Raw genomic sequence first — 447 nt, 5'->3', positions numbered from 1 at the left:
CTTAGTCGTCTTCTTCGCTATTTGAGACGATAAACAAACCCCAACGTAAAACGCCCTGTATCGCATTCTAAGGGCGTTTAAATTTCATTGGTAACATTTATCGAAAATAAAATCTTAAAACAATTAAAACTGGTTTTTAAACGAATTAAAACAGGTGTGATATGATTTACTCACTCAAACTTGGTGGCGAGGGGCGAAACGCCACATTAATCGATGATATTAAGCAATCGCTATACATGATCATCTATACCAGCAAAATGGAACGTGTCTATTTGCCAGACTACGCTGCTGATGCATTGTCGTATTTAGATAAACCGATGTGGTTTATGTCGAAGCTTCAAGTGGCCATTGCCGAGTCGGTAGCAAAATATGAACCGCGCATCACGCTTGATGGTGTGAAGATTGTATCTGTAGAACCGACGAAAGGCTTGATCCGCTTGGGGCTTT

At 40.5% G+C, this 447-nt stretch carries 1 protein-coding gene; it reads left to right on the top strand.

The features are described from left to right. Positions 1 to 161: 161 nt before the first annotated feature. Positions 162 to 447, top strand: a 286-nt coding sequence (locus AW165_RS18560; RefSeq protein WP_171254271.1) for a GPW/gp25 family protein, incomplete at its 3' end; no start/stop codon positions are given.

Origin of the sequence: Acinetobacter sp. LMB-5, from assembly GCF_001541635.1 — a bacterium.
In the GTDB taxonomy this organism is placed as follows: domain Bacteria; phylum Pseudomonadota; class Gammaproteobacteria; order Pseudomonadales; family Moraxellaceae; genus Acinetobacter; species Acinetobacter pittii.
This window is presented reverse-complemented; position numbering and strand designations above follow the sequence as displayed.